Here is a 2,581-nt window from a genome sequence, read left to right as displayed (position 1 = left end):
TCGGTTCAAGGCGGCGTTTTCCCTCGTACCGACCCCCATCATCGGCATCGACCTCGCACGCGAACACGTGGCGCTTCAAGAGCTGATCGAGGCGCGCGAAGTCGCGATCGCGGTCACCAAGCTCCCCGACAACCCGAAGGAGAGTCCGGAGGGGCGAACGGCGCGCGTCGATGCAGCGAAGCTGGCCAACGATCTCGCACCGCGGATCGGCACGCTGGTGCTGACGGTCGACTCTCTGCCGGAGAGCGGGGTCGTATTGGTCGACGGTGCGGCGATGCCAAAAGAGATGCTGGGTGCGCCGCGCAAGGTTAACCCCGGGAAACACGTCGTCGCGGTTCGCGTCGGCGACAAGGAGACGAAGCGAACGGTCACCGTCGGAGAGGGTGCGCGAGAAGAGGTTCGGATCGATGCGCAAGACCTCGGGCCCGCAACGAGTCTGACGCCGGCGAACAGCTCACCCTCTACAGGACCTAGTGCAACCGAGGAAGGCCAGTCGAGCGCGCCAATTTGGCCGTGGATCGCGCTCGGCGTTGGCGGCGTCGGCGTTGTTGGCGGTGTGGTGTTCGGCCTTAAGTGGACGAGCGCCAACAACGACTACAGATCCGGCTGTCCGAACATCAACTCGTGTGTCGATAAGGACGGGCTCGAAGGGGCCCGTGATACCGCCGCGACCCTGACGATCGTGTCGGGGCTGATAGGAGCGGCTGGCGTCACCATCGGCATCATCGGCCTGACGTCGTCAACAAAGGCGCCGCCCCCGACCGCGCAGCTGCGTCTGGTCCCTGGGGGCGCGACCTGGACCGTGAGCTTCTGAACGGAGGAGGAATCTATGCACGCGAGAGAGCTTCTATCTGGCGCCCTGTTGGCAATCGGTGCCGCCGGAGTTGGTTGCTACGAACCGCCGGAGGGCGAGACCTCAACGGACAGCGGGGCGACGGGCAGTGACTCTGCGACGGCCGACGACTCCGCTGGCGGCACCGACACCACGATCGGGAGCGATACAGCGTCCCCCACCGACTCGGGCACTGGCGCCGACACTGCGGTTAGCGACACGCCGAGCACGGGAGGCAAGTGGATCGCGGTGCCGACGGCGACGAATTTGGTCGTCGGCACAGACGCACCCAGGAACCCGGTCTACGCGAGCCTCTCCACGAAGGTCGTTTGTTTCAACGCCGACAGCAGCACGACCAGCCTGCAGACCTGGGAGTTCGACGGGAAGACCTGGAAGAAGATTCTTGCGTCATTCCCCTACGCTACGGCTTCGCTGAACAGTTCGGGAGGAACCATCACGGGTTGGAAAGACAAGGCATACATCTTCGGTGCAAAGAATGACCCCGGTGCCGTCTACGCATACGACGGCAGCGCCTGGACGGTCGCGAAGCCAACCGGCGGCAGGTCGTGGCACAAGGCGGTCGCGTGGTCGAAGGGGATCTTCTTGTCGGGAAATCCGATGGGGGCCACGCCGGCGACCTTCGTACCGACGACCAATGCGTTCACGAGCGAGAAGGACTTGGTTGCGGAGATGGGGCTGCTGCTCTCCACCGGCACGAGCGCTACGGAGGTGTTTGCTACCACGGGACCCCGATACGACGGCTCGTGGTCGACCTGGACGCCGCCGGCGTGGGGCGAAGCCTCAAGCGCCGTCGGAAACGGAACCGAGATCTTCGTGATCAGTAACTCGTCCAAGACATGGATACGCTCCGCCGCCGGAACATGGCGTGATGCTGGCAGCGCGGCATGCGCTGGGGGGGTGCTCGGCGCCAAGGGAGCCACCGTGTTTCTGTTCTGCGACACCGGGACATTTCACAGTGTATTTCAGTGGGAACCGTGACGTGCCACCGAGCGCGGGCGTTGTCTAGCTACACGGCGGTGGGGGCTGGGGCTGAGCATCCCAAGCGCGCTCGCGGTTGGAAGGGGTCGTAGAGGCGCCGGACTTGCGCATCGGGAGCGCGCGGCGCAGAATCGAGCCGAATCGCAGAACGCGCCCAAGTGCTTGATTTACATAAGTAAGAGCCGATTACGCGAACGCGCACACAACGGCATCGACGCTCTCGCGCGACGTCTCTTCGCGCTCGCGTAGTCGGTGTTGGATGAAGCCGGTGCGCGGCGCGCGGCGCTATGGGCAAGAGGGGGGCGAGGCGGCGCAGCTCGGCCTCGCGACGGCGCGGGCACGCGGGGGAGAGTGCGTGATCGTGTCTCGCGACGCTCGTGTCGTGCGACGAGTCGGTCGAATGGACAAATCGATCCGACCGCGCGTCGATGATCGCGCGCGTGCAGGTGCACGGCGATGCCACGACCGAGGTGGCGGCGCTCATGACGTGTCCCTCGCGGTCGGCGCGGTCGGCTCTGCATCGTCGAGCGGTCTTCGGACGCGCGCGGCTTGGCCGCAGATCTACGCCTTCTGCGGTGATTCCATCCACACCATCTACAAGTGGGTACCCTGAGCAACCCCATCGCGCCCATGTGAGCAGCGCCGCGTAGTTTGAGGGGCTGTTTTGCAGGCGCGGCGAGGGCGTCAGAACGGCAGATCGTCGCCCGGGTCGACTTCGAATCCTTGTCGCACGGCGTGGGTGTAGCGCTG

At 65.3% G+C, this 2,581-nt stretch carries 2 protein-coding genes; both read left to right on the top strand.

Going from position 1 to position 2,581, the window contains the following annotated elements:
* On the top strand, positions 1–814 hold an 814-nt coding region (locus tag ACLL97_RS08255), incomplete at its 5' end, for a hypothetical protein (protein WP_411280000.1).
* A 15-nt stretch (positions 815–829) separates the two neighbouring features.
* Entirely contained in the window at positions 830–1,831 is a 1,002-nt protein-coding gene (locus ACLL97_RS08250; protein WP_411279999.1) for a hypothetical protein, read from the top strand.
* The last annotated feature ends 750 nt before the right edge of the window (positions 1,832–2,581 follow it).

Origin of the sequence: Gemmatimonas sp. (assembly GCF_046594945.1) — a bacterium.
Taxonomy (GTDB): domain Bacteria; phylum Gemmatimonadota; class Gemmatimonadetes; order Gemmatimonadales; family Gemmatimonadaceae; genus Gemmatimonas.
The sequence above is the reverse complement of the archived record's forward strand: the minus strand, read 5'-3'. Positions and strand labels throughout refer to the sequence as shown.

Excerpts from the sequence above, each read along its gene's own strand:
- ACLL97_RS08250 (WP_411279999.1), top strand. The coding sequence starts at position 830 with ATGCACGCGAGAGAGCTTCTATCTGGCGCCCTGTTGGCAATCGGTGCC.